Source organism: uncultured Stenotrophomonas sp., assembly GCF_963519125.1.
Classification (GTDB): Bacteria; Pseudomonadota; Gammaproteobacteria; order Xanthomonadales; family Xanthomonadaceae; genus Stenotrophomonas.
Map to the genome: position 1 here is coordinate 88,133 of NZ_CAUQLJ010000002.1, position 25,262 is coordinate 113,394.

A 25,262-nucleotide genomic window follows, 5' to 3' on the forward strand; every position below is an offset into this window, starting at 1 on the left:
ATGACTGAACGACGCATTCTAACACCGCCGTGCGCCCCGCCCCTGTCGGGGATGCCCGCTCTAGATGTCGGATTTCAGCCCAACCCTTGTGGGACAAGGCGCATGGGGGACCGCCGCCCGGGCCCGGGGCGGCCATGGCATCATGGCCTCCGTCGTCCCAGCCCTGCCCTCCATGACCATCCGCGGCAAAGCCACCTCCCTGGATATCGCCCACCTGGCCGGGGTGTCCCAGCCGACCGTGTCGCGGGCGCTGCGGGGCAGCCCGATGGTCAACCCGGAGACCCGGGAGCGGATCCTGCGGATCGCCCGGGAGCTGAATTACAAGGTAGACAAGAACGCCTCCAGCCTGCGCCTGCGCAACGCCGGGACGCTGGCCCTGCTGTTCTTTGAAGACCCGACCAACGACGATTCGCTGATCAACCCGTTTTTCCACGCCATGCTGGGCTCGATCACCCGCGCCTGCGCGCTGCGCGGTTACGACCTGCTGGTGTCGTTCCAGCAGCTGTCCACCGACTGGCAGGCCGATTACGAGGACAGCAACAAGGCCGACGGCATCATCCTGCTCGGGTATGGCGATTACCACGAGTCGCGCGAGCGGCTGCAGCGGCTGGTCGAACAGGGCACCCACTTCGTGCGCTGGGGTGCCGCACTGCCGGACCAGCCCGGGGTGTCGATCGGCTGCGACAACTTCCAGGGGGGCTTCGACATCACCGCCCACCTGCTTGACCAGGGCTGCCGGCGCATCGCCTTCGTCGGCCATGCCTCCAGCCATTACCCCGAGTTCGAGGAGCGCTATCGCGGCCACGTGGCGGCCATGGCGGCGCGTGGCGTAGTGGCCGAGCCGAGCCTGCAGTTCGATGCGATCACCACGGAACAGTCCGGCTACGATGCCTGCCAGGCGCTGCTTGCCGATGGTGCCGCTATCGACGCGGTGTTCGCGGCCAGCGATCTGATCGCGATTGGCGCCCTGCGCGCGTTGCGCGAGCACGGCCTGCGCGTCCCGCAGGACGTGGCGCTGGTCGGTTTCGACGATATTCCACTGGCGGCCTCGATCTCGCCGACCCTGTCCACGGTGCAGCAGGACACCAAGCAGGCCGGGCAGCTGCTGGTGGAACGACTGCTGGCGCTGATCCAGGGCGAGCCGGTGGAAAGCCAGACCATTCCGGTGAAGCTGGTGCTGCGCGAGTCGTCTATCCGGCTGCCGCCAGCGCCCCCTGCACCGCATCGCTGAACGCATCCAGCGGGAAGGGTTTGGCGATCATGCTCATGCCCTCGTCCAGGAACGCGGCGCGCTCCTGCGCCTTTTCCGCGTAGCCGGTCATGAACAGCACCGGCAACGCCGGGCGCGATTGGCGGGCGATCTCGGCCAGCTGTCGGCCGTTGAGGCCTGGCAGGCCGACGTCGGTAACCAGCAGGTCGATCCGGCGCGACGAGGACAGGATCGGAATGGCGCCGTCGGCGTCACCGACCACCTGCACGGCGTATCCCAGGTCTTCCAGCACCACGGTCACCAGCATGCGTACCTGCGGGTCGTCTTCGACGACCAGGATCGACTGGCCATCGCCCTTGGCGACCGATGACGGCGGCGGCTCGGCAGTCGCGTCGGCGGCTTCGTCCACGAGCGGAATGAACAGCGAAATGGTGGTGCCCTGCCCCGTTTCCGAGACGATGTCGATATGCCCGCCGGACTGCTGCATGAATCCATACACCATCGACATGCCCAGGCCGGTGCCCTTGCCGATCGGCTTGGTGGTGAAGAACGGCTCGAAGGCGCGCTCCATCACTTCCGGCGGCATCCCGGTACCGGTGTCGGACACCGCCACGACCGCGTAGTGGCCGGCCGGCACGGTGGCCCGTTCGGCCTCGGCCAGATGCAACGGGAACGCGCGCAGCACCAGTTCGCCGCCGTTGGGCATGGCGTCGCGCGCATTGATGGCCAGGTTCAGCAGCGCGCTTTCGAACTGGTTGCTGTCCAGGGTGGCATGCAACGGCGTGCTGGCGACCTCGGTGCGGATACGTACGCTTTCGCCCAGCGAGCTGCGCAGCAGCGGCTGCATCGCGTCGACCAGCGCGTTGACCTCGACCTGGCGCGCGTCCAGCGACTGCCGCCGGGAAAACGCCAGCAGGCGCTGGGTCAGCGCAGCGGCGCGTTGGCTGGAGGTGGTGGCCGCGTCCAGGAAGCGCTCCAGGTCATTCACGCGCCCCATTTCCACGCGCATGCGGATGATGTCCAGCGCAGACAGGATGCCGGTGAGCATGTTGTTGAAGTCATGCGCGATGCCACCGGTGAGCTGGCCGATGGCTTCCATCTTCTGCGACTGTCGTAGTGCGGTCTCACTGGCTTCGCGGGCGGCCATCTGCGCTTCCAGTTCACGGGTGCGCTCGGCCACCAGCGTTTCAAGCTCCTGCGCGTGCTGCAGGCTGGCTTCCAGCGCCTGCTTGGCCGCGGTGATATCGGTCACGAACACGTGGAAACCATCCACCGCGCCATCCGCGGCGCGCCGGGGCGAATAGCGCACTTCGCAATCGCGGCGGCGCCCTTCCCGGGTCGGCCAGCTCACTTCAAACACGCGCTCTTCGCCGGCCAGTACCTGCTGCATGATCGGCTTTCGCTCTTCCCACACCCGGGTGCCGACCACGTCGCCGATGTGCCGGCCGATCACTTCGCCCACCGGCAGGTCGAACCACGTCTCGTAGGCTTTGTTGGCAAAGCGGTAGTGCATGCTGCGGTCGACGAAGGCGATCAGTACCGGCATCGCATCGGCGATCAGGCGCAGCTCGGACTCGCTGCGTTCCAGCGCGCTGCGGCTATCGGCCAGCGCGCGCATCTGGTCGCGCACTACGAACTGCTTCTGCCGCGCGCGCAACGCGCCCTGCACTGCACTGAGCAGCGAAATGCCGCCCAGCGGGCGGTCCAGTTCGACTACGTTGATGGTCTGCGGCAACAGGATCGGCAACGGCGAACGTCGGTGCGCGCGCGGTGAACGCAGCAGGATCACCGGCAGGTCCGACCAGCTGGGCTGGGTTTCCAGCGCCGCCAGCAGTGCCTCGGTCCCGGTCGCCAAGGCCTCTTCGGTGATCAGCACCACACCCGCCTGGTCATCCAGCGCCGCCGACAGCTCTTCCAGACTGCCCGCGTCGCGGGTGCTCAGGCCGGCGGCATCCAGTACCGAAGCCATGCTGACCGCATCGCGTCCGAACGGCGCGACGATATGCACCACACCGCCGCGACAGTCATCCCGCATAGGGGTGACTCAGCAGCGAGGCCGAGTCGCCGACGAACTCCGGAGTGCCGGTCAAAATTCCCTTGAACTCCTTCAACGGCCCGCTCAGCGCAATGCCCTGGCGGTTGATCTTGAGCTCGCGGATGGTGTCTTCGTGCGCGCCACCGCGGTTCTTGATCACGGAAATCGCCTTGCGGATGCGTCCCTGCGCTTCGAAGAAGCGGAACAGGATCACCGCGTCGGCAATGTAGGAGACGTTGAGGTTGCCGGTGGACATGGTGCCGACCAGCCCGTGCTGGGGGTTGACCAGGAACGTGGCTACGCCCTTCTGGTTCAAGTAAGAGAGCATTTCGTGGAGCTGCAGCATCAGCTGCTTCTCCTGCGGCATGGCGGCCACATAGCCGTTGAGGCTGTCGATCACCAGCACGCTGCAGCCGCGTTCTTCCACGGCTTTCTGCACGTTCCAGGCGAACTCACCGGGGGAGATTTCGGCCGGGTCGATCTGCATGACCTCCAGCCGCCCGGCGTCGACATGCGGTACCAGGTCGATGCCCAGCGCGTCGGCCCGGCTGAGCAGCGTGCCCACGCGCTCGTCGAACTCGAAGATGCAGCACTTCTCGCCTCGCTCGCAGGCAGCCCAGACGTACTGCAGGGCCAGGTTGGTCTTGCCGCTGCCGGCCGGGCCGGTCAGCAGCGTGCTGGTGCCGCGCAGCGGGCCACCGCCGAGCAGGTTGTCGACTTCAGCGATGCCGCTGGCCAGTGCCGCTTCGGCAAACTCTGCGTGGTGATCGGACGCAATCAGTCGCGGAAACACTTCCAGACCGCCTGTGCGGATGGCGATGTCGTGGTACCCGGCGACGAAATTGACGCCGCGCAGCTTCTGCACCTGCAGCCGGCGGCGGGCCGCGCCAAAATCCAGGGTCAGCCGCTCCAGAGAGATCACGCCATGGCACAGGCTGTGCAGCTGGCCGTCGCGATCATCGGCGCCGGAGGTCAGGTCATCAACCAGGATCACGGTGGCACTCTGCGGCGCGAAATACTGTTTGAGCGCAAGGATCTGGCGCCGGTAGCGCAGCGAATCCTGGGCCAGCAGGCGCAGCTCGGACAGCGAGTCGAACACCACCCGGCTCGGCCGGATCCTGTCGACCTCAGCCTGGATCAGGTTGACCGTTTCATCCAGCTCCACCTCCCACGAGTGCAGCACCGACTGCAGCCGACCATTGCCCAGCGCATCTTCGGCCGAACCGAGCTCGAACAGGTGCAGGCCGTCCAGCGACCAGCCGTGCGCACTGGCCACCTCACGCAGTTCTTCTGCGGTTTCCGACAGGGTGATGTACAGGCAGCGCTCCCTCTGCTTCAGCCCCTGCAGCAGGAACTGCAGCGACAGCGTGGTCTTGCCCGAGCCGGGCGGCCCTTCCAGCAGGTACAACCTTCCCTGCGGCAAGCCGCCGCCAATGACGGAATCAAGGCCCTGCACACCGGTAGTGACACGCGAAGACTGTGTCTGCATATGAGTCCACCCTGTTTGACGGGGAGGAGTCTAGCAACCGGTTCTGTGTAGGAATTGTGTGATCGTGGTCTCTACGGCGCGTCACGCTGCGGCCGTGTTCATGCACGTCAAGGGAGTGTAGACGAGCGCACTGCGGCGCCTGCTCAGGCGAAATCCTTGAGGATTTCCTGGATGCCCTGCCAGGACAGTTCAAGGCCGAGCGAAGTGCCAGGGTTGACCACCACGCCGTAGCCACCGGGTACGCGCTTGAGCACCTCTATCATGCGCATGCGGATGATGTGCGGGGCCTCCTGCGGGTAATCACCGACGCGTGCCTCATCGGTGAACACCGCCACGTGCATGACACCGTTGATGGCAAACAGCAGCGGATCGAAACCGCTGCCATCCGCAGTGACCAGGTTGCCAGTGAGCAGCACCACGTCCGACGCCATGAAGGCCTGCATGAAAGCCTTCAGCGGAACCTGCCCGTCCATGGCGGACTTGAGCAGGGTTTCGAGGGGGTTCCGGGGGGCAAGATCGATCATGCCGCCATGTTACCGAAGGCGTTTCGTCCTCGCGACCTGATCGTCCATCGCACGCACCAGTTCCGCCTCCAGCGCCTTCTGCTTCACCGGCCCGTCCAGCAGGTACACCTTCACCCCGTGCGCGGGTACCTCAGCCTTCAAGCTGCCTTTCACCTTCACGCTGCCCTGCCCCAGCGCATCGCGCCAGGTACCTGCCTGCAGGTAGCGGCTGACCTCGATGCTGCGTGCGGCATCGCCCTTGTTCAGCAGCACCAGCGCGGTCTGCGCGGTGTCCCCATGCTGCAGCACGCGGAAGAACACCGCTTCGTCGCCCTGCAGGCGCTCGTTGACCTGCAGCCCGCGCTGCAATGCCGGGGTGGCTTCGCGCAGCTTGGCAATGCGCTGCAGCGGCCCGAAGATCGGGCTCTGTGGTGCGGCGTCCACGCGCGGCTGGCCGAAGTAGGCGCGGTTGCCGGCGTGTTCGGCACGGCTGCGCATGAAGCCGGTTTCCGAGCCGTAGTAAAGCACCGGAATGCCGCGCGCGGTGAACAGCCAGTTGTGCGCGTCGATGAAGCCGTTGTCGGTGGCATCCAGCCGCGCCATGTCGTGGTTGTCGTAGAAGCTCATCAGCTCGTACGGGTTGGCATACGGCCCGCCCACCAGGTGCAGCGGTTCGGCCAGTGCTTCGAAGCCCTTCTGCTCCCTGCCGAACACGCTGGACATCGCGCCGCGCAGCGGGAAGTCGAGCACGCTCACATTCGCGTTGGTCGGCCAGGTGTGTTCGGCGATCTTCGCCGCATCGTAGTCGAAGGCTTCGCCGAACATGAACATGCCCGGGTGTTCGGCGCGGATGCGCTTGACGAATTTATTCCACCACGGGTGCGGCAGCCAGCCGATGGTGTCGATGCGCAGCGCATCCACGCCCTGTGCGGTCCACTGCAGGTACGCGCCGACCAGGTAGTCCATGACCGCCGGGTTGTCCTGGTTGAAGTCGCCCAGCTCGGCCAGGTTGCCGTCGAAGATCGAACCCTTGGCCGAATCGACTGGACCAATGTTGTTGTAGAAGGCGTGCAGCGGGTTGTGTTTCGGGTCCAGCTGCTGCGGCGGCAGGTTCTGATGGTCGGCGATGAGCGTGCCGTCCTTGTCGAAGATCTGGCCGAACTGCGGCTGCCTGACCGGCATGGTCCAGGCCGGGGAGCCGTGGTTGCCGACGATGTCCAGCACCACTTTGAGCTTCGCGTCGTGGAGGCCACGGGTCAGCCCGGCGAAATCCAGGTCCTTGCTGGGCAGGTGCTCGTCGAGCGTGTAGAAGTTGATGCCCCAGTAGCCGTGGTACCCGGTCTTGCCGCGGTCGGTCAGGGTGCTGGTGCAGCTGATCGGCTTGCTGCCGGTGAATGCTTCGTCCGGGTTGTCGATGATCGGGGTGATCCAGACCGCGCCGAAGCCGAGGTTGCGGATGTAGTCCGCGTTGTCGAGCACGCCGCGGAAGTCGCCGCCCAGGTAACCGATGTTGCCGTCCACCTTGTCCGGGCACGGCACCGGAATGTCGAAGGTGCGGTGCTTGCCGCCCTGGTCGCGGTGATCATTGGACGGGTCGCCATTGACGAAGCGGTCGGTGACCACGAAGTACACCGCGTCGCTGGCGAACGGCTCCAGCGTGCCCACATATTCCGGGCGCGGCGCGGCAACGGCACTGCCGGCCAGCAGGGCGAAGCAAAGACCCAAGCTCAAACGCGAACGGCACAGCATCAGACAACCTCCTGGTGGGACGGAACACGCAGCACGCACAGCCCGGCAACCAGCAGGCTGGCGCCACCGAGCGCCAGCACATGCATGGGGTCGCCGCCCAGCCACAGGCGCAGCATGAAACCCAGTGCGCTGGCCGCAACCAGCTGCGGAATCACGATGAAGAAATTGAACAGGCCCATGTACACGCCCATCTTGGCCGCCGGCACGCTGTCGGACAGCAGCGCGTAGGGGAGCGACAGGATCGAGGCCCAGGCGAAGCCGACCCCGACCATCGACAGCAGCAACCACTTGGGGTCGTCGATCAGCATCAGCGAGATCAGCCCCAACCCACCCAGCCACAGGTTGACCAGGTGGCTCAGGCGCAGGCCCATCCAGCGCACCATCAGCGGGATCAGCAACGCGGCCAGCGCGGCGAAACCGTTGTAGGCACCGAACAGCACGCCCACCCAGTTGGCCCCTTCGTTGTAGGCGGCCGAGGCCGGGTCGGTGGAGCCGAAGTGGGTACCGGCAACCGCCGCGGTGGTGTAGATCCACATCGCAAACAGCGCGAACCACGAGAAGAACTGCACCCAGGCCAGCCGGCGCATGGTGCGCGGCATGCTGCGCAGGTCGCCGACGATGGTGGCCAGCATGTGCGGGCCTGGCAGCACCCGCGCCACGCCGAGCAGCAGGCCGTAGGCAATGCACAGCCCGGCCAGCACGTAGAGCATCTTGTCGCCGTCGCGCCAGGCAATCGCAGCGGCCAGGGCCAGGCCGAGCACGATCCAGGCACCGATCTGCAGCAGCGGCGGCGGTCCGGCCAGCGGCGCGGATTGATGCACCGCCGGCGGTTCGGCGTCGTCGAAGCTGGCCAGCTCGGCCGGCGAGTACTCGCGGGTGCTGAACACCGTCCAGGCAATCGAGCCCAGCAGCACCACGGCACCGAAGTAGAACGCGTAGCGCACCGTGGGCGGCATCTCGCCCGCCGGGGCGGTGTTGGCCACGCCGAAGTGGGCCAGGATGAACGGAAGGAAGCTGGCGACGATGGCGCCCACGCCGATGAAGAAACTCTGCATCGCGTAGCCGGTGGGGCGCTGGCGCGGGGCCAGCTTGTCGCCGACGAAGGCGCGGAACGGCTCCATCGACACGTTGATCGAAGCGTCCAGTACCCACAGCGTGCCGGCGGCGATCCACAGCGTGGGCGAGTTCGGCATCACCAGCAGCGCCAGCGTAGTGAGGACCGCGCCGATCATGAAGTACGGGCGACGTCGGCCCCAGCGGGTCCAGGTGCGGTCGGACAGATAGCCGATGATCGGCTGTACCAGCAGACCGGTCAGCGGCGCGGCGATCCACAGCCCGGGCACCGCGTCCATCGGCGCGCCCAGGGTTTCGAAGATGCGGCTCGCGTTGGCATTCTGCAGGGCGAACCCGAACTGGATGCCGAGGAAGCCGAAGCACATGTTCCAGATCTGCCAGAACGACAGGGTGGGCTTGGCGGGGCGGCTCATCGTGCGGCCTCCGCGTCACCGGCCACCGGGGCAAGCAGCAGCGCGCTGACGTTGGCCGCATTGAGCACGCCGTCGCGCCCGCCCTTGCCGCCGTTGTACTGGGCGAAATGTTCCAGTGCGCTCATGTTGAAGCCCGGTTCCAGGGTGAACGTGCAGCTGCCCTTGGGCAGGTCGAATTCGGCGGCGGTGGAGTCCTGCGGGCCGACGCTGTGGGGCATCACGACGGTGGCGCGTTGTGGTGCCTGGCCGGTGCATTGCACGGCCAGCTGCTTCACCGCGGCGGTGACGCCGGTGTTGATCGGGCCATTCGGGTTGTCATAGCGCAGGCGCAGGCGAACGCGGGTGGGTTTGGCTGCGGCCCAGCGCCAGCTCGTCGCGCCGGGCAGCGTGAGCTGCGGGCCGACGCAGCTCATGGGGCTGTGCAGGGATTCGAGGGTGCCTTCGCGACGGGTCAGGGTGAAGCAATGGCGGTAGCCATCATCGGCCAACGTATAGGTGGTGGTGCCAGGTACCTCTTTTCCGTCCTGCCAGAGGTGATGGTTGGCGGGGATGATGGTGAACCAAGGGCGTTCTGCCTCGGCGACCCACACCGGCGACGTGGGTGTGGGTGGGGCGAAGAGGTTGGTTTCGGTGGGGGCTGTGGGGGACACGCGTGGCGTGTCGCTACGCAGTTTCACGGTGACCGTATTGGCATTGCGCTTCACGCTCGCGGCGACCAGCAGGGTGCCTTCCAGCGTGTCGGGGCGCTGGAGAACATAGGTGGTCTTGCCGTCGTTGAGTTCGATGCTGGTGCGATTGCCGAACAGCTGTGGGACCAGGGCCGTGGGCAGTTGTGGGGTCACGCTGCCGTCGGCTGCCACGCCGAATACGCCTTCCAACACCATGGAGAGGTAGCCGGCAACCGACCACAGCTGACGCGGGGAGTTGACCACCGGGCCGCTCAGCTCGCCCTCGTCGACGTGCACCGACAGGGTGCGCATCTCGTAATTCTCCATGTTCGAGCCGGCCAGCGCGCTGCCGCGCATCAGCGATTCGATCTCGCGCTGGATGCGGGTGGCATCGCCTACCTTGCGGGCGGCGCGCAGCGAATAGGCGCTGACGAACGGCCACACCGCGCGGTTGTGGTAGATCGGCTGCTGCGCTTCCTGCGGCCATACCACCGGGCTGCCGCCTTCCACGTACGGATAGGTGGCCAACGCACGGCGCGCACGTTCGGCGGGAAACACATCGGCCAATACGCCCAGCGAAATGCCGAGCAGGTCGTACTTGGCGTAGGGCACCGGGTGCGCGGCTTCGCCGATGTAGCTCATGTACATGCCGGCGTCTTCGCGCCAGAAGCGCGCGTCGATCTGCGTGGCAAGGGCATCAGCCCATGCGGCGTAGTCGGTGGCGCGGGCGTCGCCGCGCTCGCGCGCGAAGCGCTCGGCCAGGCGCAGCGCCTGGTAGTGCAGCACGTTGGTGGACAGCGCGAAGGAGTCGCCGATGAAGCGCACGTCCTGGCGGGTCCAGTCCGGATAGGTCTGTTCGCGCCAGTCCAGGAACGAGGTCTCGCCCCGGTACAGGCCGGTGCGCGGGTCGAACACCATCGCGCGGTCCTGCGCCAGCGTGGACTGCAGGGCCTGCCAGGTCTGCTCGGTGAATGCGGGGTTGTCATGCAGGTCGCGCGCGGCCAGGAACCACACCACGCGGTCGCTGCTGATCGGCCAGCTGCCGCCCGAGCCGGTGTCCTGGGCCACGAACAGGCCCGGGGTCTGCCCGTCGCGGGCCTTTGACAGCTTGAACTGCAACGACTGCCGGGTACGCACCGGATCCAGCCGGGCCAGCGCAAGGTCGGCCGCAAAACTCACATCGCGCGTCCACACATACGGCCAGCGCGCGCCGGTCTCGAAGCATTCGCAGTCGACCGGCTTGCCGAAGTTGAAGGCGGGATCGCGGATCGCGTCCACCCGGTTGGCCGCCATTTCCTGCTGGGCCAGCGCAAACAGCGAGTCAAACATCACGTTGCCGGTCTGGCTGCGCATCGGCTGGGCGGCGATGGCCACCGGTTTGCCATCGGCGAGCAGCGTGAAGCTGCCATCGGCGGCGGCGCTGGCACGCGCACTGCGGCCATCGAAGGTGAGGTCCGCCGCAGTAGCGGTGGACAGCAGCGCCGCCCCAAGGGCGGCGGTCAGGCAGATCGTCTTCAGCATCGAAAAGCGGCCGACCGGCGTGCGCCTGTCTGCCTTCCTCCCTTCTTGCACGCGGTGTGGTTCAACAGCGCCGGGGCGCTGTCGTCGCGGCCCCCTCCCAGGGTGCCTGCCTGCATGGTAGGTGAGACGCGCCGGTTGCCGCCCGCTTGCATACGTATTCATGGCCTGGCGCGGTGATGCGGTGAACGGCGTGGCTATAGTCCAGAGCAGGTTCCGGCTGCCCTGGGAGGGGAAATGCCTTTGGTTGTTGCGTTGCCGCGCGCGTTGCGTGCGCCCCGTCCGTTGGCCTGGCTGGCCGTTTCGTTGTTGTTCTGCGCGGTGGGCGCGCAGGCTGAACCGGTTACCGTGGCCAGCGCCAGTTCGCCAGGCAAAATACTGAAGGTGTCGCTCCAGCTCGATGGGGGCAACCCGACCTATCGGGTCGAGCGGCTGGGCAAGACCGTGGTGGCCGAGTCGAAGCTGGGCTTCCAGCTGCGCGATGGACGACTGGACCGCGATCTGGCGGTCCTGGGACAGAACACACGCAGCGTCGATGAGACCTGGGAACAGCCGTGGGGCGAGCGCCGCCGCGTGCGCGACCACTACAACGAAGTGACCGTGCAGCTGGCCGAGCGTACTGGTGCCAAGCGCCGGCTGGACGTGGTGTACCGCGTATACGACGACGGTTTGGGCTTCCGCTACCACTTCCCCGAGCAGCCGGGGCTGCGCGAAGCGATCATCGACGACGAGCTGACCGAGTTCGCCATCGCCCCCGAATCCACCGCGTGGTGGATCCCCGCCGGCGAGCCGATCCACTATGAATACCTGTACCAGCGCACCCCGCTGGACCAGGTGCCGCTGGCGCACACGCCGCTGACCCTGCGCAGCACCGACGGCCTGCACGTGGCGATCCACGAAGCCGCGCTGGTCGACTACGCCGGCATGTGGCTGCGCCGCACCGATGGTCAGCGGCTGCGCGCGCAGCTGTCGCCGTCGGCCGAAGGCTGGAAGGTGCGCCGCACCCTGCCCTTCAGTACGCCATGGCGCACCCTGCAGATCAGTGACACCGCCGGCGGCCTGGTGGAATCCAATCTGATCCTCAACCTCAATGAGCCAAATGCACTGGGCGATGTGAGCTGGTTCAAGCCCTCCAAGTACCTGGGCGTCTGGTGGTCGATGCATCTGGACCAGGAAAGCTGGGCCACCGGCCCGAAGCATGCGGCGACCACCGCCAAGACGAAGAAGGTCATCGACTTCGCCGCGGAGCACGGCTTCCGCGGCGTGCTGGTGGAAGGCTGGAATCCGGGCTGGGACGGCAATTGGGTCGGCAACGGCTACGACTTCGACTTCACCCGGGCAACGCCCGACTTCGACATCGAAGCGCTGTCGGCGTACGGGGCGAAAAAGGGCGTGCACCTGATCGGCCACCATGAAACCGGCTGTGCGATCGAGCATTACGAAGACCAGCTTGGCGCGGCGCTGGACCTGTATGCACGGCTGGGCGTGGATTCCTTCAAGAGCGGCTACGTCTGCGATGACGGCCAGGTCGACCGGCGCAACCCGGCCGGCGGCCCGCTGTGGCGCGAGTGGCACGATGGCCAGTTCATGGCCCGCCATCACCTGAAGGTGGTGCAGGAAGCGGCGAAGCGGCATATCGCGGTCAATCCGCACGAGCCGATCAAGGACACCGGCCTGCGCCGCACGTACCCAAATTGGGTCTCGCGCGAAGGCGCGCGCGGCATGGAATACAACGCCTGGGGCCAGCCGCCGAACCCGCCCGAGCATGAGGTCAACCTGGTATTCACCCGCATGTTGTCCGGGCCGATGGACTACACCCCGGGCATCCTCAGCCTGAAGGGCCGCCATGGTCAGGCCATCCCCAGCACGCTCGCCCGCCAGCTGGCGCTGTACGTGGTGATCTACAGCCCGATCCAGATGGCCGCTGACCTGCCCGAGCACTACGAGCAGCATCGCGAGGCGTTCAAATTCATCGAAGACGTCGCGGTGGACTGGGACGACACCCGGGTGTTGGATGGCGAGGTCGGCGACTACGTGACAATCGCCCGCAAGGACCGTAACAGCCGCGACTGGTACCTGGGCAGCATCACCGACGAGTCCGGTCGTTCGCTGCCGGTGCCGCTGTCGTTCCTGGAGCCGGGCGTGCGCTACCGCGCCGAGATCTACCGCGATGGCGAGGGCGCCGATTATCAACGCAACCCGTTCGCATTCGCGCGCGAAACCCGCGAAGTCTCCAGTGCCGACACCCTGACGCTTGTACTGGCACCGGGCGGCGGCCAGGCCATCCGGTTCAGCCCGCTGTAATCGGTTCCAACATCCTGCATATGCATTGAATACGTATGCAGGGTGATTCACGCCGGAGGCGCGCTGCCTACCATAGCCACGCAGTCAACGGCCACCGCGCCATGACACCTGCGGCAACGCATCGCCGTTGATCACAACATGTTTGGCAACATTGCCTGGGAGGGGAAAATGTTGAATCGCAAGCGCAGCGCGCTGAGTATCGCGCTGGCCGTCGCCCTGACGCCGCTGTTGGCGTCGGCGCAGTCCACCACCACCGGTGCGGACACCCCGCCGCCGGCCGGTAACGCCGCCACCGACCTGGACACCGTGCAGGTCACCGGTATCCGTCGCGGCATCGAGAACGCCATCGCGATCAAGCAGGACGCCACCTCGGTGGTCGAAGCGATCTCGGCCGAAGACATCGGCAAACTGCCGGATGTCAGCATTGCCGAATCGCTGGGCCGCCTGCCCGGCCTGGCCGCCCAGCGCGTGGCCGGCCGCGCGCAGGTGATCAGCGTGCGCGGTCTGTCGCCGGATTTCGCCACCACCCTGCTCAACGGGCGTGAGATGGTCAGCACCGGCGACAACCGCAGCGTCGAGTTCGACCAGTACCCGTCGGAACTCGTCAATGGCGTGACCGTGTACAAGACCCCCGACGCCGCGCTGGTCGGCCAGGGCCTGTCCGGCACCATCGACATGCAGACCGTACGCCCGCTGTCGTTCGGCGAACGCGTGATCGCGCTGAGCGGCCGCTACTCGAAGAACTCGCTGGGCAAGGCCGCCAATGTGGATGCCTTCGGCAACCGCTTCAGCGCCAGCTACATCGACCAGTTCGCCGAAGACACCTGGGGCATCGCGATCGGTTACGCGCACAGCGACAACCCGATCCAGGAAAACCAGGTCGGCCTGTACGAGCCGTGGACCACCGAGCAGACCGACCAGGGCAACCGCCCGGGCGTCGCGCCGGGCACCGCGTTCTCGGACGGCATCAAGGCGCTGCGCCGTACCGGCAACGCCAAGCGCGACGGCTACATGGCCACCGTGCAGTTCCGCCCGTCGAACATCTGGACCAGCACGCTGGACCTGTTCCACACCAAGGCCGAACAGATCGACACCGCCAACCAGTTCGAGGTCAACCTCAGCAACTACAACGGCGGCTACACCCCGGGTCTGTTCATCAGCAATCCGCAGGTCAACGGCAACGGCACCTTCACCGGTGGCACCGCCAGCGGCGTGTACCCGCTGGTGCGCGGCATGTACAACAAGCGCGAGGACAAGATCGATGCGTTCGGCTGGAACAACGAGCTGACCTTCGACAGCTTCAAGCTGACCGCCGACGTGAACTACTCCAAGGCCACCCGCGATGAGCTGAACCTGGAGAACAACCTGCAGCTCACCCCGATGCCGCAGCTGGACACCATCGGCCTGACCGTCAACCCCGATGGCTTCTCGCAGATCCGCCCGGGCCTGGACTACTCCAATCCCGAAGCGCTGTACCTGACCAACACCATCTACGGCTCGGGCTACGGCAAGGTGCCGCAGGTCGAAGACCGCCTGAAGGGCGCCCGCCTGCAGGGCACGTTCAACATGCCCGAAGCGCTGTCCTGGTTCCAGGACGTGGACGTGGGCGTGAACTACGCCGACCGCCGCAAGGAAAAGACCCAGGCCGAAGGCAACATCCTGCTCGGCGCACAGGGCGACGCCAACGTCGGCAGCGACCTGCAGTACCGGCCGGTCAACCTGGGCTTTGCCGGCATCGGCTATATCCCGGCGTGGAACGTGCCGGCCGCGGTCGACCGCTACATGGTGTTCAACCCGGTCACCAACCTGGACTACCTGATTCCGAAGTCGTGGGTGGTGCAGGAAAAGACCACCACCGCCTGGGTCCGCGCCAACATCAACACCGATATCGGCGACGTGCGCGTGCGCGGCAACGTGGGCGTGCAGATGATCCGTACCGACCAGAGCTCGCAGTCGAACTACTTCGACCGCTCGCGACCGGTCGGCCAGGAAGTGCTGCCGATCGATGAAGGCAAGACCTACACCGACTGGCTGCCGAGCTTGAACCTGGCCTTCACCTTCCCGCACCAGCAGACCCTGCGTTTCGCGGTGGCCAAGCAGGTGGCGCGTCCGCGCGTGGACCAGATGCGTGCCGGCCTGGAGTTCGGCGTGGACACCGCCACCGGCAAGCCGGGCGGCAGCGGCGGCAACCCGCTGCTGGATCCGTGGCGCGCCAACGCCATCGACCTCTCCTACGAGAAGTACTTCGGTGAGAAGGCGTACGTGGCGGCCGCGGTGTTCTACAAGGACCTGAAGAGCTATGTCTACACCCAGTCGGTGGACGACTACGACTTCAGCGACCTGCTGGCCAGCTACGTAATTCCGCCGGGCATGACCGCACCGCTGCAGACCATCGGTACGTTCTCCGCGCCGCAGAACGGCACCGGCGGCACCCTGCGTGGCCTGGAACTGACCGCCTCGTTCCCGCTGGAAATGATCGCCGACCCGCTGCGCGGTTTCGGCGTGCAGGCCAGCGCGACCTTCAACGACAGCGACATCAAGATCCTGGACCCGGAAAGCGCCTCCAGCGTGGGTACCGATCCGATCAGCCTGCCGGGCCTGTCCGAGCGCGTCTACAACTTCACCGCCTACTACGAGCGCAATGGCTTCGAAGCACGCGTGAGCCAGCGCCGTCGTTCGGACTTCATCGGTGAGATCGGCAACTTCAACGGCAACCGCACCCTGCGTTACGTGGTCGGCGAGAACGTGACCGACGCGCAGATCAGCTACACCTTCGCAGACAGCAGCAGCCTGCACGGGCTGACCCTGCTCCTGCAGGGCAGCAACCTGACCAACGAGCCGTACCGCACCTACGCGGGTACCAAGGACCGGCCGCTGGAATACATCGAGTGGGGCCGGACCTACATGCTGGGTGTGAACTACAAGTTCTGATCCAGATGTAGAAACACGAACGATAAACCCGCTGCGCGAGCAGCGGGTTTTTTCGTTTGGTGTCTGGGTTGGTCGGGGACACACATGGCGTGTCGCTACGCGGATGAAGCATCCAGGGCCATGACGCGTAGGGACACGCCATGCGTGTCTGCTCTTGGCGGGAACCCAAAAAAAGGGCGGGAACCTCTCGGTCCCGCCCTTCAATACCACCGGAAATCGTAAATCAGCTGCGCCGTGCGCAGTACATCGCCTGGGCTGGCAGCTGCAGCTGGGTACCTTCTACCTGGCCCGCATCCGGACCCGGCACGTGCAACGCGTGCCACTGCCCTTCCGGCAGCGCCACCGTGGTAGCTTCGGCCGACAGGTTGAACGCCAGCAACAGCGTTTCACCGGCATGCACGCGCTCGAACATCAGCACCGGCTCGGCGGTCTCCAGGAACCTTATGTCACCCAGCAGCAGGGTCGGCATGGTCCGGCGCCAGGCCAGGAACTGCCGGAACGCGTTCAACACCGAGTGCGGGTCATGCTCCTGCACCGCCACCGCACGAACCTGGTGGTCCTGCGGAATTGGCAGCCACGGTTCACCGGTGGTGAACCCGGCCAGCGGCGCGTCCAGCCACGGCATCGGTGTGCGGCACCCGTCGCGGCCCTTGAAGTTCGGCCAGAAGGTAATGCCATACGGGTCCTGCAACGCTTCGAACGGCACGTCGGCTTCGCCCAGGCCCAGCTCCTCGCCCTGGTACAGGCAGATCGAGCCGCGCAGCGAGCACAGCACCGCCACCAGCAGGCGGGCCAGGCGCGGCTGCGCCGGGTGGCCACCCCAGCGGGTCACCGCACGCTCCACATCGTGGTTGGAGATCGCCCAGCACGGCCAGCCTTCGGTCATGGTCGCTTCCAGTCGCGACACGGTGTCGCGGATGTAGGCGGCGCTGTAGTCCTTCACCAGCAGCTCGAAGCTGTAGCCCATGTGCAGGCGGCCCGGCGCGGTGTACTCGGCGGTGGTCGCCAGCGAGTCCTCGGCCGAGATCTCGCCCAGGCTGACCGCGCCCGGGTACTGGTCCAGCAGCCCGCGCAGGCGCTCGATGAACGGCAGGTTCTCCGGGCGCGTGTTGTTGTAATAGTGGTACTGGTACGCGTACGGATTATCGGCACTGAAGCCACGGCCCAGGCGCTTTTCCAGCGGCTTGGCCGGGTTGTCGCGCAGGTCCTTGTCGTGGAAGCAGAAGTTGATCGAGTCCAGGCGGAAGCCGTCCACGCCCCGGTCGAGCCAGAACTTCACGTAGTCCAGGGTCGCCTGCTGCACCGCCGGGTTATGGAAGTCCAGGTCGGGCTGGTCGGCCAGGAAGTTGTGCAGGAAGTACTGCTCGCGGCGCGGCTCCCACTGCCAGGCCACGCCACCGAAGATCGACATCCAGTTGTTGGGCGGGGTGCCGTCCTCGCGCGGATCAGCCCACACGTACCAGTCCGCCTTGGGATTGGTGCGGTCCTGGCGGCTTTCGCGGAACCAGGCATGCTCGATCGAGGTATGGCTGAACACCTGGTCGATCATCACCTTCAGGCCCAGCGCATGCGCCTTGGCCAGCAGCCGGTCGAAATCGGCCAGGGTGCCGAACAGCGGGTCGACGTCGCGGTGGTCAGCGATGTCGTAGCCGAAGTCGGCCATCGGCGAGGTGAAGAACGGCGAAATCCAGATCGCGTCCACGCCCAGCGACGCGACGTAGTCCAGGCGCTCGATGATGCCGGGCAGGTCGCCCACGCCGTCACCGTTGGCATCCAGGAAACTGCGCGGGTAAATCTGATAGATGACGGCACCGCGCCACCATGGAGTCTGCGTCATCGAGGGGCCCCCCTCCGGGCCAGAACGTACCCGACAAGCTTAGCGGCGGGCCCTTGGCGGTGGCGCCACCTGCATACGTATTCACGCCCTGCCCCGCCGCCGGACGCCTTCGCGGGCGGAATACGTCCGCACCGCCTATAATTCGGGCCAAGCCTGAAAGTCAGACCGCATGACCATCATCGAAGACACCCGCCCCGCGCTGGGCCTGCCCCAGATCCAGTCGCTCGCCGCGCCCGACATGGCCGCCGTGGACGCGCTGATCCGCCGCCGACTGTCTTCGGATGTCGTGCTGATCAACCAGATCGCCGACCACATCATCTCCGCCGGGGGCAAGCGCCTGCGGCCGATGCTGGTCATGCTGGCCGGCCACGCGGTCGGCCAGGCCGGGCCCGAGCACCACCAGCTGGCTGCGATCATCGAGTTCATCCATACCTCGACCCTGCTGCACGACGACGTGGTCGACGAGTCCAGCCTGCGGCGTGGCCGCAGCACGGCCAACGCGCTGTGGGGCAATGCGCCCAGCGTGCTGGTGGGCGACTTCCTGTACTCGCGCAGCTTCCAGCTGATGGTGGAGCTGGACCGCATGCCGGTCATGCAGATCCTGGCCGACACCACCAACCGGATCGCCGAAGGCGAGGTGCTGCAGCTGCTGCACGTGCATAACCCGGATACGGACGAGGCCGCCTACCTGCGCGTGATCGAGCGCAAGACCGCGGTGCTGTTCGCCGCCGGCACCAAGCTGGGCGCGCTGGCCAGCGGCGTGGACGCGGCCACCCAGCAGGCCCTGTACGACTACGGCATGCACCTGGGCTACGCGTTCCAGATTGCCGACGACGTACTGGACTATTCGGCCAATGCCGACGAGTTGGGCAAGAACCTGGGCGACGACCTCGCCGAGGGCAAGGCCACCCTGCCGCTGATCCATGCCATGGCCCATTCGGATGCGGCTACCCGTGGGCGGTTGCGCGAGATCGTGCAGAGCGGCGACGCCGAGGCGATGCCGGAAGTGCTGGCTGCGATCCATGCAACCGGCGGCCTCGAATACAGCCGCCAGCGGGCCGAGGAATATGCCGAGGCCGCCGAGCGTGCGCTCGACGGCCTGGCGGACAACGATGCGGCAGCCGCGTTGCGCGGCCTGGCCCGCTACGCGGTGCAGCGCTCGCATTGAGGTCGAGGTGCCGGGCAGAGCCCGGCACTACGGTCTGATTACCGTTTGTCGAACAAGCCTTCAAAGAACGAATCCAGGCTCTTCCACGCGCGCTTCGCCGCGCGTGCGTTGTACGCGCAGCCCGGTGGGCTGTTGGCGTCGGCTTCGGCGAAGCAGTGCACTGCGCCGCTGTAGTTGGTGAACTCCCAATCCACCTTGGCCGCGTTCATTTCCTGCTGGAAGCCGGCGATGTCTTCCGCGCTGACGCTCTTGTCGTCGGCGCCGTTGAGCACCAGCACCGACGGATGCGTGTCACCGGCCTTGGCCGGCAGCGGCGAACCCAGCCCGCCATGCAGGCTGACCACACCGGCCAGCGGTGCACCGGCACGGGCCAGTTCCAGCACCGTGGTGCCGCCGAAGCAGAAGCCCACCGCGCCGATCTTCGAGGCATCCAGTGGCGCGGTGCCGGCCTGGGCCTTGAGTACCTCCAGCGCCTTCAGCGCGCGGGCGCGCAGTACCGGGCGGTCGTTGCGCAGCTTGGTGGCCACCGGGCCGGCTTCGGCGTCGGTCTTCGGGCGCACGCCCTTGCCGTAGACGTCGGCCACCAGCACCACGTAGTCGTCGCCCGCCAGCTGCTTGGCCTTGGCAATGGCCGAGTCATTCACGCCCTTCCAGTTCGGCACCATGACCAGGCCGGGGCGCTTGTCATTGTCTTCGTCGTCGTAGACCAGCACGCCACTGAAGGTGGTGCCTTCGTGTTTCCATTCGACCGGTTTGGCCTGCATCGCGGCCAGCGCCGGCAACGCCGTCATGCCCAGCACCAGTGCCGCACCCCACCGCCATTGCTGCTTCATGCGCCTGCTCCTTTCGGGAAAGAGCCTTATGAAAGCACAGGGGATGTGACGTTGGATGGGGGTTTCCGCGGTGTCAGGCCTCCCGTGGGACACGCATGGCGTGTCGCTACGCCATGCCGGATCAGGCGACCCCGATCCCCGGGATCGCGGTGATCTGGTCCGGGTCGAACCCGGCCAGCTCGGCGAAATGCCGGCCGCGGGCGACATAATCCTTGTACACCCCGAAACTCGGCGCGCCCGGCGACATCAACACGACCCCGCCCTGCCCGCCCAGCGCGGCGCGGGCCAGCCGCACGGCCTCGTCCAGGTCGCCTGCCGCATGCAGGCCGAACCGCCCGGCATCGGCCAGCGGCTGCAGCAGCGCGTGGATGCGCGGGCCGTTCGCCCCCATGGTGACGATCTCCACCGGCGGCACGTCGCGCGCCATGTGCGCGACGAAGTCCTGCCAGTCCACGCCCCGGTCGTGCCCGCCCACCAGCAGCGCGATGCGCTGGCCGGCGAAACACTCCAGCGCGGCCAGGCTGGCGTGCGGTGTGGTGCTGATCGAATCGTTGACGAAACGCAGTCCATCGCGGGTGCCGATGGTCTGCAACCGGTTGGGTAGCGGTCGGAACTCCTGCACGGCCGGGGCCAGCGCCACTGCGTCCAGGCCCAGCGCTTCCACCGCAGCCAGCACCGCGCACAGGTTGCCGCGGTTGTGGCGTCCCGGCAGCGGCGTGTTCGCGGTGTCGAACACCGGCTGGTCGGCGCGATACACGATCTCACCGCGCATGTGCCAACCCTGCGGCTGGTTGAACCAGACCACTTCGCTGCTCGGCAGTGACAATCCGGCCAGGTGCGGGTCAGCCGCATTGAGCACGGCGATTTGCGGCGCCGCTTCGGTCACCAGCGCCAGCTTGTCCTGGATGTAACGCGCTTCGCTGCCATGCCAGTCCAGGTGCTCGGGGAACAGGTTCAGCACCACCGCCACCTGCGGGTGCGCACCGCTGCGCGCCACTTCGCCGGTCTGGTAGCTGGACAACTCCACCGCCCAGTACGAAGGCGCCGGTTGCGGGTCCAGCACCTCCAGCAGCGGCAGGCCGATGTTGCCGACCAGCCCGGTGCGCGCGCCGGAGGCGCGCAGCAGGTGCGCCAACAGCGAGGTGGTGGTGCTCTTGCCCTTGGTGCCGGTCACGCACACGGTATTGCGCACGGTGCCGTCGGCGTCAGCATGCTCGGCAAACCACAGCGAAGTGCCGCCAATGAACTGCGTGCCCCGTTCAGCAGCAGCCAGGGCTGCTTCGCCGTAAGGGCTGATTCCCGGTGACTTGATCACCACGTCGAACGCGGCCAGCGTGTCGCCGCTCACATCCGACCGCACCTGCAGTGCGCTGCCGGCTTCGGCGCGCGCGGCGGCGGCCTCGGCCTCGGGACAGAACAGGGTCAGCTCAAGCGCGGGCAGGCGTTGCCGAAGTACCGAAAACGCCGCACGCCCTTCACGGCCCCAGCCCCACAAGGCAACCCGCTTGCCTTCAAGCTGCGAAATTCGCACGCAGGCGCTCCCAGATCGCCGCCGGAATGCGGTGCTCGCCTTCCAGCACCAGCAACGGCTCGATCTGCAGCTCGTCAGCGTCCAGCTGCGGCCGGATCTCGTGGATGAAGCGCTTCACCAGCGCATCCTCGTTCCATTCCGCACGCGCGGCCAGGGTCGCCATCGCCGCACGCGACTCACGGCCCTCGCCCACGCACTCGAACGGCTTGTGGTCCTGGAATTCCAGCAGCGCGTCGAAACCGCCGGCCTGCTCCAGATCGTCCAGCAGGTTGCGGCCGAAGATGCGCACCAGCCGGGTCTTGGGCATGAACGGGGCCAGCGCAAGGAACACGAAGTGGCACTTCGGACACACCCCGCACCAACGGTTCACCGGGCGCTCGCCCAGGATGTGGAAGTTGCGGTTGCAGCTGGAGAAATGCGCGTCGTAGAAATCGGTTTTCGCGAACTGCCGCGCCACCGCCAGTTCCGACAGCGGGCGCAGCAGCGAGTAGTACTGCAGGTCGGCGGCCACGTGGCGCTGCAGATGCTCGCCGAACGCCTGCTCGAAGGCCCAGCCCTTGGACCACTGGTGGTTCACTTCACCGGTGCCCGGGATCTGGCTGCCATAGCTGGCCGAGCGCTCGTTGGAGAACACCACCTGGTCCACGCCCTGCAGCAACGCGGCCAGCACCATGATCGCCGAGTTCACCGCCGTCACCGGGATGTGCCCGTTCCACGCGCCCTGGCGGTTGAGCTCGAACAGCTCCGGCGCCAGCGTGCGGCCGATGTTGAGCATCGGCAGGCCGGTACGCTCTGCGCAGGCGCGGATCAACTGCGAACCACCGATCCAGGTCACCGTTTCGGCGATCCCCAGCGTGCGCAGCGCTTCGATGCTGACCAGCGAATCTTTGCCGCCGCCGATGGCCACCAGTGCATGCTCGCGCAGGCCCACCGCCGACGCGGCAACCGCTTCGCCCTCCACCGGCAGGCGGAAGCGACCGCGCAGGTTCAGGCCATTGCGGTAGGCGAATTCCCCCAGGCCGTTGAGGTACACCGTTTCCACCAGCGCAGCGGTGTCGGCGTCGACGGTGTAGCTGTCGATCCGCACCTGCTCCGGTACGCCGGCCTTGTAGTAGCTGACACCGGCGATGAGGTGCAGCAGGCGCAGCGCGCGCTGCACCGCCTCGGCGCGGGCCCCTTCCAGCACGAACGGCGCACCGGGAATGGTGACCGTCTCGACCAGTTCCGGGCCGTTGTCGAAGGCGTAGACCAGCTGCGCCACGCCGGTGTCCGCGGCGAAGTCGCAGCGGACGAAGCGGAAGCAGGCAACCTGGTGTTTATCGAATGCAGCAGTCATGGTGGGTCCGGTGGGGCATGAGGGAAAACAGCGGGCGGCGCTCAGGGCACATCGTCGATGATGTCCTCGCGCGGCAGCTCACGCTGGTTGTAGGTATTGGCCATGACGTAGCCGTAGGCGCCGGCATCGGCGATCAGCATCACGTCATCCGGCGCGGTGGTAGCCGGCAGGCGGCGGCGCTTGCCGAACACATCGCTGGACTCGCAGATCGGCCCGACCACGTCGAACATCGCCTCCGAGTACCCGCCCAGGCGGCTGAGGTTTTCGATGTCGTGCCAGGCGTCGTACAGGGCCGGGCGCATCAGCGTGTTCATGCCCGCGTCCAGCCCGACCCGACGCACGCCGTCCTTTTCCACCACCTGGGTAGCGGTGGCCAGCAGCACGCCGGATTCGGCCACCAGGTAGCGGCCCGGTTCGATCGCCAGGCGGAACGCCGGGTGCACCGCCTTGACCTCGGCCAGGCCCACGGCCCAGGCCTCGAGGTCGAACGGTTCGTCGTCGGCGCTGTACGGAATCGGCAGGCCACCGCCGATGTCGATGGTTTCCACGCTGCCGATGCGGCGCGCGAAGCCAGCCAGTTCGTCGCACATCAGGCGCCAGTGCTGCGCGGTTTCCACGCCGCTGCCCAGGTGCGCGTGCAGGCCGACCACGCGGGTGCCCAGCTCGCCGGCCAGGCGCACGAAGTCGTCCACTCGGGCGATCGGCAGGCCGAACTTGGAATCCTTGCCGCCGGTGCGGACCTTGGCATGGTGGCCTTCGCCACGGCCCAGGTCCACGCGCAGCCACAGCTCACGATTGCGGAACAGGTCCGGCCAGCGCTGCAGCGCTTCCACGTTGTCCAGGGTCACGGTCACGCCGAGCGCGAATGCCGCTTCGTACTCGGCACGCGGGGCGAAGCTGGGGGTGAACAGCACGCGGCGCGGCGACAGCGTCGGCAGCGCGTTGAAGACATGCTTGAGCTCGCCGTGCGAGACGCATTCCAGGCCGAAGCCTTCCTGCTCCAGCAGTTCCAGGATGGCGGGGTGGCTGTTGGCCTTGATCGCGTAGTAACGCTGGTCGATCGGCTTGATCGCCGCCAGCGCCCGCGCACGTGCGCGGACCGTGGCCAGGTTGTACACGTAACGCGGCGTACCGGCCTGCGCCAGGTGCAGCAGGTGCTCGCGCTGGCCACGCCACCAGGCGGTTTCGCGCGGGCGGATGGTGCCGGCGATCTCGCGCCAGCGCGGGCCGAACACCTCGCCCTCTTCCACCGGCATCGCCCCGCTGTCGATCAGCTCGGCGTGCAGGATCGGCAGCAGGCCGTCGGCGTCGGCTTCATCGATGACGAAGGTCAGGTTCAGGTCGTTGGACGACTGCGAAATCATGTGCACGCGCTCGCGCCCGAAGGTCGCCCACACGTCCGACAGCTTGTGCAGCAGCGAGCGCATGCCGCGCCCGACCAGGGTGATCGCCGCGCACGGCACGATGATCTTGACCTTGCAGATCTGCGACAGGTCGGCCGACAGCGCAGCCAGCACGTCGGTGTTGACCAGGTTCTCGGACGGATCCAGCGACACGGTCACGTTGGTTTCGGCCGAACCGATCAGGTCGACCGACAGCCCGTGCTTCTTGAACAGGCCGAACACATCGGCCAGGAAGCCGACCTGCTGCCACATGCCGATGCCTTCCATCGACACCAGCACGATGCCGTTGCGGCGGCTGATCGCCTTCACCCCCGGCACCGGTGCAGCGCTGCCGTCGATGCTGGTACCCGGCAGTTCCGGGCGCTCGGTATCGAGGATGGCCATCGGCACGCCGGCATCGCGGCACGGCTTGATCGAGCGCGGGTGCAGCACCTTGGCGCCGGTGGTGGCGATTTCCTGGGCTTCGTAATAATCCAGGCGGGTCAGCAGGCGCGCGTCCGGGACGTCCTTCGGATTGGCGCTGAACATGCCCGGCACGTCGGTCCAGATTTCCACCCGGCTGGCGCCAAGCAGCGCGCCGAAGTACGCCGCCGAGGTGTCCGAGCCGCCGCGGCCGAGGATGGCGGTACCGCCGTCGGCGTGGCGCGAGATGAAGCCCTGGGTGATCAGCATGCGGGTCGGCTGCGCGCGGAAACCCGCCGCCCACTCGGCATCCGAGCGCCACTGGCAGTTCACCGACAGGCGCTGCGACCAGTCGCTCTGGTTGGGCTGCGGGGGCAGCGCCTGCAGCCACTCACGTGCGTCCATCCAGCCGAAATCGAGGCCACTGGCGCGCAGGTACGCGGCGCCAATGCTCGACGACAGCAGCTCGCCCTGGCCGAGTACGTCGGCCTGCCAGTCCAGCGGACGGGTGGCCGCGCGTGGGTCGTCCAGCAGGCCCTGCAGCGCGGCCAGGCGCGCGTCCAGCGTGCCGGCGTCCAGCGCCAGCTCGGCCAGGAACTCGCGGTGGCGCGCCACCAGCGCGTCCACGCGGGCGCGGCTGTCGGCGGCGCCATCGGCAATCGCGGTCAGTTCATTGGTGACCCCCGACAGCGCAGAGACCACCACCAGCACGCGCGCACCGGTTTCTTCCGCACGTTTTTTCGCCAGCTTCCCGATCGTGTCCCAGCGGTGACGACGCGACACGGAGGTGCCGCCGAACTTCAGTACGATCCAGCGATCGACAAGGGGGGAAGCTGACATGGAGGTAAGAATGGGTAG

General features: G+C 66.9%; 15 protein-coding genes. 4 read left to right on the top strand and 11 right to left on the bottom strand.

Annotation, left to right across the window (positions count from 1 at the left end):
- Positions 1 to 172 precede the first annotated feature (172 nt).
- The gene (locus RYM47_RS01825) at positions 173 to 1,231 is read left to right on the top strand and encodes a LacI family DNA-binding transcriptional regulator (protein ID WP_315385929.1); all 1,059 of its coding nucleotides are present in this window, start codon (positions 173 to 175) and stop codon (positions 1,229 to 1,231) included.
- Here the strand turns inward: RYM47_RS01825 and RYM47_RS01830 are convergent.
- The 6 genes from RYM47_RS01830 to RYM47_RS01855 all read right to left on the bottom strand — a co-directional run bounded on the left by RYM47_RS01830 (position 1,191) and on the right by RYM47_RS01855 (position 10,662).
- Positions 1,191 to 3,245: a PAS domain-containing protein gene (locus RYM47_RS01830; RefSeq protein WP_315385689.1), complete on the bottom strand. Its 2,055-nt coding sequence runs from the start codon at positions 3,243 to 3,245 to the stop codon at positions 1,191 to 1,193. The two genes, RYM47_RS01825 and RYM47_RS01830, sit on opposite strands and share 41 nt — an antisense overlap.
- Positions 3,235 to 4,734 (bottom strand): ATPase domain-containing protein, encoded by a 1,500-nt coding sequence (locus RYM47_RS01835; protein WP_315385691.1) that lies wholly within the window; start codon positions 4,732 to 4,734, stop codon positions 3,235 to 3,237. The genes RYM47_RS01830 and RYM47_RS01835 overlap by 11 nt, the downstream gene beginning before the upstream one ends.
- A 143-nt stretch (positions 4,735 to 4,877) precedes the next feature.
- On the bottom strand, positions 4,878 to 5,258 hold the full coding sequence (locus RYM47_RS01840) for an SseB family protein (RefSeq protein ID WP_315385693.1): 381 nt from the start codon (positions 5,256 to 5,258) through the stop codon (positions 4,878 to 4,880).
- A 9-nt stretch (positions 5,259 to 5,267) separates the two neighbouring features.
- Positions 5,268 to 6,986: an alpha-amylase family glycosyl hydrolase gene (locus RYM47_RS01845; RefSeq protein ID WP_315385694.1), complete on the bottom strand. Its 1,719-nt coding sequence runs from the start codon at positions 6,984 to 6,986 to the stop codon at positions 5,268 to 5,270.
- Positions 6,986 to 8,473 carry an MFS transporter gene (locus RYM47_RS01850; protein WP_315385696.1) on the bottom strand — a complete coding sequence of 496 codons (1,488 nt, stop codon included), beginning with the start codon at positions 8,471 to 8,473 and terminating at the stop codon, positions 6,986 to 6,988. Before RYM47_RS01850 ends, RYM47_RS01845 begins: the two co-directional genes overlap by 1 nt.
- Positions 8,470 to 10,662, bottom strand: coding sequence for a Six-hairpin glycosidase-like protein (locus tag RYM47_RS01855; RefSeq protein WP_315385698.1), 2,193 nt, complete (start codon positions 10,660 to 10,662; stop codon positions 8,470 to 8,472). Before RYM47_RS01855 ends, RYM47_RS01850 begins: the two co-directional genes overlap by 4 nt.
- A gap of 234 nt (positions 10,663 to 10,896) precedes the next feature.
- On the opposite strand from RYM47_RS01855, the gene RYM47_RS01860 reads away from it, so the two are divergent.
- Together RYM47_RS01860 and RYM47_RS01865 are read left to right on the top strand one after the other, a co-directional pair.
- The gene (locus tag RYM47_RS01860) at positions 10,897 to 12,963 is read left to right on the top strand and encodes a glycoside hydrolase family 97 protein (protein ID WP_315385699.1); all 2,067 of its coding nucleotides are present in this window, start codon (positions 10,897 to 10,899) and stop codon (positions 12,961 to 12,963) included.
- Between the two features lie 168 nt (positions 12,964 to 13,131).
- Positions 13,132 to 15,894 carry a TonB-dependent receptor gene (locus tag RYM47_RS01865; RefSeq protein ID WP_315385700.1) on the top strand — a complete coding sequence of 921 codons (2,763 nt, stop codon included), beginning with the start codon at positions 13,132 to 13,134 and terminating at the stop codon, positions 15,892 to 15,894.
- Positions 15,895 to 16,117: 223 nt separating this feature from the next.
- Here RYM47_RS01865 and RYM47_RS01870 read toward each other — a convergent pair whose 3' ends face one another.
- The gene (locus tag RYM47_RS01870) at positions 16,118 to 17,731 is read right to left on the bottom strand and encodes an alpha-glucosidase family protein (protein ID WP_315385702.1); all 1,614 of its coding nucleotides are present in this window, start codon (positions 17,729 to 17,731) and stop codon (positions 16,118 to 16,120) included.
- A 169-nt stretch (positions 17,732 to 17,900) separates the two neighbouring features.
- On the opposite strand from RYM47_RS01870, the gene RYM47_RS01875 reads away from it, so the two are divergent.
- Positions 17,901 to 18,899, top strand: coding sequence for a polyprenyl synthetase family protein (locus tag RYM47_RS01875; RefSeq protein ID WP_315385703.1), 999 nt, complete (start codon positions 17,901 to 17,903; stop codon positions 18,897 to 18,899).
- 38 nt (positions 18,900 to 18,937) lie between these two features.
- Here RYM47_RS01875 and RYM47_RS01880 read toward each other — a convergent pair whose 3' ends face one another.
- The 4 genes from RYM47_RS01880 to RYM47_RS01895 all read right to left on the bottom strand — a co-directional run bounded on the left by RYM47_RS01880 (position 18,938) and on the right by RYM47_RS01895 (position 25,244).
- Positions 18,938 to 19,732 (bottom strand): dienelactone hydrolase family protein, encoded by a 795-nt coding sequence (locus RYM47_RS01880; RefSeq protein WP_315385705.1) that lies wholly within the window; start codon positions 19,730 to 19,732, stop codon positions 18,938 to 18,940.
- 121 nt (positions 19,733 to 19,853) lie between these two features.
- Positions 19,854 to 21,263 carry a UDP-N-acetylmuramoyl-L-alanine--D-glutamate ligase gene (murD, locus tag RYM47_RS01885; RefSeq protein ID WP_315385706.1) on the bottom strand — a complete coding sequence of 470 codons (1,410 nt, stop codon included), beginning with the start codon at positions 21,261 to 21,263 and terminating at the stop codon, positions 19,854 to 19,856.
- Complete coding sequence (gene murL, locus RYM47_RS01890) at positions 21,244 to 22,599, bottom strand: UDP-N-acetyl-alpha-D-muramoyl-L-alanyl-L-glutamate epimerase (RefSeq protein WP_315385707.1); 1,356 nt, start codon at positions 22,597 to 22,599, stop codon at positions 21,244 to 21,246. The genes murD and murL overlap by 20 nt, the downstream gene beginning before the upstream one ends.
- Positions 22,600 to 22,640: 41 nt before the next feature.
- The gene (locus RYM47_RS01895; protein WP_315385708.1) at positions 22,641 to 25,244 is read right to left on the bottom strand and encodes a bifunctional aspartate kinase/diaminopimelate decarboxylase; all 2,604 of its coding nucleotides are present in this window, start codon (positions 25,242 to 25,244) and stop codon (positions 22,641 to 22,643) included.
- Positions 25,245 to 25,262: the final 18 nt, after the last annotated feature.